At 29.2% G+C, this 6,332-nt stretch carries 6 protein-coding genes; 1 reads left to right on the top strand and 5 read right to left on the bottom strand.

Translation table 11 applies throughout. From position 1 onward, the window contains the following. Positions 1 to 286: 286 nt before the first annotated feature. From ES044_RS14880 to ES044_RS14860, 5 genes are all read right to left on the bottom strand, one after another. On the bottom strand, positions 287 to 934 hold the full coding sequence (locus ES044_RS14880; protein WP_189663307.1) for a response regulator: 648 nt from the start codon (positions 932 to 934) through the stop codon (positions 287 to 289). A 61-nt stretch (positions 935 to 995) separates the two neighbouring features. Then, positions 996 to 2,681: an ATP-binding protein gene (locus tag ES044_RS14875; protein WP_147120101.1), complete on the bottom strand. Its 1,686-nt coding sequence runs from the start codon at positions 2,679 to 2,681 to the stop codon at positions 996 to 998. Next, positions 2,682 to 3,197: a hypothetical protein gene (locus ES044_RS14870; protein ID WP_147120102.1), complete on the bottom strand. Its 516-nt coding sequence runs from the start codon at positions 3,195 to 3,197 to the stop codon at positions 2,682 to 2,684. 105 nt (positions 3,198 to 3,302) lie between these two features. Beyond that, positions 3,303 to 3,980, bottom strand: coding sequence for a ZIP family metal transporter (locus ES044_RS14865; RefSeq protein ID WP_147120103.1), 678 nt, complete (start codon positions 3,978 to 3,980; stop codon positions 3,303 to 3,305). Next, positions 3,977 to 4,702, bottom strand: coding sequence for a class I SAM-dependent DNA methyltransferase (locus ES044_RS14860; protein ID WP_147120104.1), 726 nt, complete (start codon positions 4,700 to 4,702; stop codon positions 3,977 to 3,979). The genes ES044_RS14865 and ES044_RS14860 overlap by 4 nt, the downstream gene beginning before the upstream one ends. A 187-nt stretch (positions 4,703 to 4,889) precedes the next feature. On the opposite strand from ES044_RS14860, the gene ES044_RS14855 reads away from it, so the two are divergent. Beyond that, entirely contained in the window at positions 4,890 to 6,083 is a 1,194-nt protein-coding gene (locus tag ES044_RS14855) for a class I SAM-dependent RNA methyltransferase (protein WP_147120105.1), read from the top strand. The last annotated feature ends 249 nt before the right edge of the window (positions 6,084 to 6,332 follow it).

The raw sequence follows: 6,332 nt of genomic DNA, 5'->3' as shown, positions 1-6,332 counted from the left end.
ATTTTTAGCGTATTGGAATTACACCTTTAAGGTACTGAAATTTAGAAACTTAAAGGAATAAAAATGCTACTTTTTTTATTCTTTTTCTCTTTGTTTTCAAGGGGTAGTGACCTGCGAAACTTGAGTAATTATAGTAGGAGATACTTTTGAAAAGTGGTATGGATGTATTTTATAAAGTTTTATTTTGAAAAAAATGTACGTTGATAATTAAGAGTTATAAGTTGAACTGTTGCAGTGTTTTAGAAAGATTTTAGATGTACTATTCGAATGTTTAAACGGAGATTATTTAATTTTTAAACTGATATTTTTTATCAATTGCATATTTAATCAATTCGCTACCAGAAGACAAATCTAGTTTACGAATCATGTTTTTTCTGTGCGTGTCTACAGTAGTTTTTGCAATAAATAAGTGTTCAGAAATTTCTTTGGATGTTTTTCCGTTAGCAATTAAATGTAAGATTTCTCTTTCTCTTTTAGACAATACAATTTTAGCCGTCTTGCCAATTGTTACATGATCTTCAATATAATCATTCATGAAATTAAAAGCCACATTTGGGTCGAAAAAAGTAGCGCCTTCTGCAACGGTAACAATTGCTTTAGAAAGCATTTTAATACCAGAATTTTTTAAAATATAGCCTGTTGCACCAGCATCTAACATTTGTTTAATGGCGTCTGGCTGGTCAAACATGGTCATTGCTAAAACATTGATATGAGGATACTTTTTTTTGATGATTCTGGTAGCCTGAATTCCATCCATAATAGGCATTCTAATATCTGTAATAACTATTTTTGGTTGTTTTAAGGAAACCAATTTTACAAGTTGGTCACCATTATTAACAGCGCCAATAATCTTAATCGTATCGTTATATTCATAGAAAGATTTTACGCCGTCTATTAACATTTGATGATCTTCTGCCATTATTATTGTTACCATATGCAAGTTTTTTCAAAGATATATGAATTTGTACAGTATAGAAGTACCTACGAATAAGTATTTAAAGAACCGGAATATCTATAATAATAGAGGCGCCCTTATGTAGCGTAGAATCTACATTAAAAGTTCCTTTTAAATATTCAATCCTGGTTTGAATAGAACTGATACCCATGCTGTTTTTGAGATTTATTTTTTTAATATCAAACCCTATTCCGTCATCTTCAACTATAATATTTAAATTTTTATCGTACAAAGAAATATGAATGGTAGCGTTTTTTGCATTTGCGTGTTTAATAATATTGGTAATCAATTCTTGAATAACTCTAAAGGTAGTAAGCTCTAAACTATTATCTAAACGCTGATCGAGTCCGAAATCGATAACCTCTATTTTAATTTTATTTGCAGACGATATTTTTTCTGCCATCATTTGCACAGCCAGCAATAAACCTTGATTTGCAATAACGCCAGCGTTTTTAGCATGCGCAATGCTGCGCACTTTTAAATAGGCTTCATCAATAAGGTTTTCTGTTTTGTCGAATAAAGTTTCTTGGTTTATTTTCTGTTTTTCTCTGTTTATTTTTAAATTCTCGAAATGTAATTTTAAGGTGGCTAAAACAGAACCTAAATTATCATGTAAATCTTCTGCAATTCTTTTACGTTCTTTTTCTTGCCCATCTACCATGGCATTGATTGTAGTAATTTCTTGTTCTTTTAAAAACGTAAGATTTTTTTGTGTTTCTAGTTCTGCTTCTTGCTCTGCAAGTTTTCTTTTTCTTCTTGAGTTTTTTAGTGTTAATATGGCTATTATACTAACTAAAATAAGAACGAGTATTGAGACGATTAAAAAGTTTCTGTTTTTGAGTCTTCTAGTTTCTGTTTCTAAAATTAACGCATCTTTTTCTGCGGTTTGATATTTTTTATCTAAATCTGAAATTGCAATATTTTGTTCCGTATTATTTAAGCGATCTCTTGTTATATTATATTTTTCGTAGTATTTGTAAGCATTTTTATAATCTCCAATCTTTTGATAACAATTGGCAAACTTGCCAAAGATAATTTTATCGTATTTTAATTGATAGGCATTTAATTTTATGACTTCTGCTTTTTTTAGCTGTACAATTGCTTCCTTAAATGTAGACTGTTTTTCGAAGAAATTTGCGTAATTGATATAGTAGCCTAAGAGTTGTTCTTTATTTTTTTTATCAATAGATTTTAAACCCTTTTTAAAGTAAAGTTCTGCAGAATCTTTTGAAGATGTTATGTACAAATTAGCAATATTGATGTAAGCAGGAAATTTAGATTTTGAAAACCTCTCATTTCTATCAATAAATTTTAAAATTTGCTTATAGGCTGCAATCGATTTTTTTTGGTTACTGTAAAAATATTGTCCGTATAAATATAAAGCATCTAAAATTAATGCAGAATCTTTTTTATGCAAAGCATATTCGTGATATGCATCTAAATAAGGTTTAGAGTCTTCGTTTAGATTGTTTTGAGAGTTAATTAAATCAAATAGTTTTAGATGGCATTTTGCTAAACTATCTTCTAGTGTTAACTTTTGATATAATAGTTTTGATTTGATGTAATTTTCATAGGCTTTAAAATGTTTGTTTTCAAAATCAAATTTTTCTCCTTTTTTAAAATAAAAGTAAGCAGAATCTATTTTTGAATTTTGTGCATAAGAAAAACTGCAAATCAAAAAAAATAAGAAGTGTAGTTTAAAAACGTTTATGTTTTTTAAATTCATCTATGGGTGCTTAACGATTACACCTCCGCCACCTTCATTTGGCAAAATTGCTGCAAAACTAATCGCTTCTTCTGCGCTTACTTTAATTTCTTTAGTTTGAGTGCTTAAAGATTTGTTGTTATTTAAAACAAATACAATAATCCAATCATTTTCATTAGCTTTAAAACCAGAGGGTTCAGAATTAAAAGGATTTAAAACTTCGCTAAATAAAATTTCTTCATCAATAAAACACTTTTTAGAGCCATCCATGCCAGTATTGGTTGTTCCGTCAGAAATATGGCAAAGAATTGCTTTCATGTTGTTGAATTTTACATGCACATAGTTTGTAAAATCATAAACCCCTTTTAGCTCAAAATCTATATTCGGGACAGGCGTTTTTAGTTTTAAAAAACTTTTTTCACCTAAAGAGAAATAGCTTTCTTCATTTTTATAATTTACAATGAAAAAATTGTTTTTATACAAGTTAACATTGTCTTTTGTTTCAGTAGGTCTGGCTTTTCGTTTTAGTTTATTCATTTTTGTTTGGTTTTATGAATGTAGAGATTCAAATATTAAAAATGTTCAAAACAATTATATACCTATAAATAGGTATATTTCATCAATAAATATAGGTAAAAAAATCTATAACGTAAAAACAGTCAGTAAAACACCCAGTAAAATAGCCATGAATTTCTGTAAATTAAACTTATGATTTTCAGTACTTTCAAAAAGAATAATCGTAGAAATGTGCAAGAATACACCAATTATTAAGGCTGTAATTTCTGTTTGATAGTCAGTAAAAAACGGAATTTTATCACCTATTAAAACACCTAACGGACTCATTAATCCGAAGAAAAAAAGAAAACTAAACACTATTTTTTTAGAATAATTAGTTTGTAGTAAAAAACTTGTAAGTACAATAGCAATCGGAATTTTATGCACCACAATTGCCCATAATAAGTTGTCATCGGCGTTATGAATTGGCAATCCTTCAGAAAAAGCATGCAAACATAAACTCACAAATAATAAAGTCGGAAATTTTGTTCCATCAGAATGAATATGAATATGACCATGTTCTGCACCTTTAGAAAACGATTCTAAAACGGACTGTAAAATAATACCGATTAAAATAAAAATTCCGACACTCTTTTTATCCGCAGTTATGGTGTATACCTCGGGTAAAAGATGTAAAATAGTTACAGATAGCAGATAAGCCCCACTAAAAGCCAATAATAAGCGAACAATTTTTTGGTTTGGTTTTAGTATAAATACTAATAAAGAGCCAAGAAGTACAGATGCAATTAGTAAGATATAGTTCATTTTGCTACTAAAATTAATCTGTCTGAAGTTTGTGAATCATAATTTTCTAAACGATAATTTCCGAAAACATTAGTCACAGTAAAGCCAACTTCCTGCAAAAACGAGGTCATTTTTTTTAAATCTAAATATTTTACACGTTCTGTAAAAGCATGCTGCTTGTTATCTGCAAAAAAAGAAATATGCTTAAAAATAAAACCATCTTTTATTTCTCTTTTGATGTGAAACGTAATACCATCCACAACTTTAACTTCTTCTTTTACTAAATTGAGTTTTACTTTATCTGCATTTAAAAAATCGAATACAAAATAACCTCCGTTTTTTAAACCCTCTTTAATATTAGTAAGAATTAAAAGATCTTCTTTATCTTCTTTAAAATAACCAAAGCTTGTAAATAAATTAAAAACGGCGTCATATTTATTTTTAAATGTCTCGCGCATATCATGCACTGTAAACTTTAGTGAATCATTTTCAAATTTTTTTGCAGTTTTTATACTGTTTTCTGCCAAATCGCCACCAGTAACCTGGTACCCTAAAGAATTTAAAAAAACAGAATGCCGTCCTTTTCCACAAGGTAAATCTAAAATATGCGTTGTTTTTGGTAAAGCTAAAAACGTTGTTATATTTTTCATAAACAACTGTGCATCAGCGTCGTTTCTTTCTTTATAAAGAATGTGATAATAAGGTGTATTAAACCAGTCTGTAAACCAATCTTTAGTTTTCATTGCTATAAAATTTGTAATAATCTGGTTTAAAAAAAAGAGATTAGTTCTTATGGATTCTTATTTGTTGAATGACAATTGTATGAGTCAGTCGGCAAAAGTACTCAAATCTTACGTTTCAAAAAATGAAAATTTTAATTACTACAAATCCTATGAATAAAAATGTATTTTTGTCGTCAATTTTATATGTATGGACAGAGATTTTAAAATGACGGCAACTACACTTTTTGGTTTAGAAGGTGTATTGGCAGAAGAGCTAAAAAATTTAGGCGCACAAGATGTAAAAGAGGCGGTAAGAAGTGTTTCTTTTAGAGGCGATAAAGGATTTATGTATAAGGCAAATATTGCTTTAAGAACGGCTGTAAGAATTTTAAAACCGATTAAAACGTGTAAAATTTATGATGAAGAAGATTTATACGATGCTATTCAGAAAATAAAATGGGAAAACTATTTAGATGCAGAAGGTACGTTTGCCATTGGTGCTGTTGTAAATTCTAAAAACTTTACAACCAACTCTCATTATATTTCTTTAAAGTCTAAAGATTCTATTGCAGATTATTTTAGACATAAATATCATAAAAGACCTAATGTAGATTTAAAATATCCAGACGTAAAAATTCACATTCATATTCAGAAAGAATGGTTAACGGTTTCTTTAGATTCTTCTGGAGATTCTTTGCACAAACGTGGGTATAGAACTGCAACAAACATTGCGCCCATAAACGAAGTTTTGGCGGCAGGTATGGTTTTGTTGTCTGGTTATACAGGCGAAGAAAATTTTATAGACCCAATGTGCGGTTCAGGTACAATTTTAATTGAAGCCTGCATGATTGCCAATAATATTCCGGCAAATATTAACAGAAAGTTGTTTGCCTTTGAGCAATGGAAAGATTACGACGAAGACTTATATTTTACCATTCAAGAATCTTTGTTGAAGAAAATTCGCTCTTCTCATTTTAAAATTATGGGCTTTGATAAAGCGCCTTCTGCCATTCAAAAAGCAAAAGATAATATTGTAAATGCAAATTTAGATGAATTTATAGGTGTGCATCATGTTAATTTCTTTAACTCAACCAAAGAAGTTTTTGGGAATACCACTATTTTATTTAATCCGCCATACGGAGAGCGATTAAATATAGATGTACAAGAGTTTTATAAGAAAATTGGCGATACATTAAAGCATAATTACCCGGGCTCTACAGCATGGCTAATCACTTCAGATACAGATGCTTTAAAATCTGTGGGTTTAAGAACTTCTAGAAGAATAGCATTGAAAAATGCCGATTTAGATTGTAAGTTTGTCAAGTACGAATTGTATGAAGGAACTCGTAAAATAAAAGAGCGTAGAGAAGTTTCTGAAGATGATTCAAATTTAGAGGAATAGCTTTTTATTAATTCTTTTACGCCGAGTTTGTTTTAGAAAAGAACAAATTCTATTCAGATTCTGTCATTACGAGGAACGAAGCAATCTCCTAATAAACTTTCTAATTTTTTTTAGAAGCTATTTCCTGCTTTTCACTATATCTTTTTTATAAAAATAAAAAAGGATGCCGTTGCAATCAGGGCTAAACTTGTTTATTAGCTTTTGGGAAAATTAAAATAAAATTTCTTTTTTATTTTTTCAGTAAAACGT

Origin of the sequence: Polaribacter sp. IC066, from assembly GCF_007997085.1 — a bacterium.
In the GTDB taxonomy this organism is placed as follows: Bacteria; Bacteroidota; Bacteroidia; order Flavobacteriales; family Flavobacteriaceae; genus Polaribacter.
This window is presented reverse-complemented; position numbering and strand designations above follow the sequence as displayed.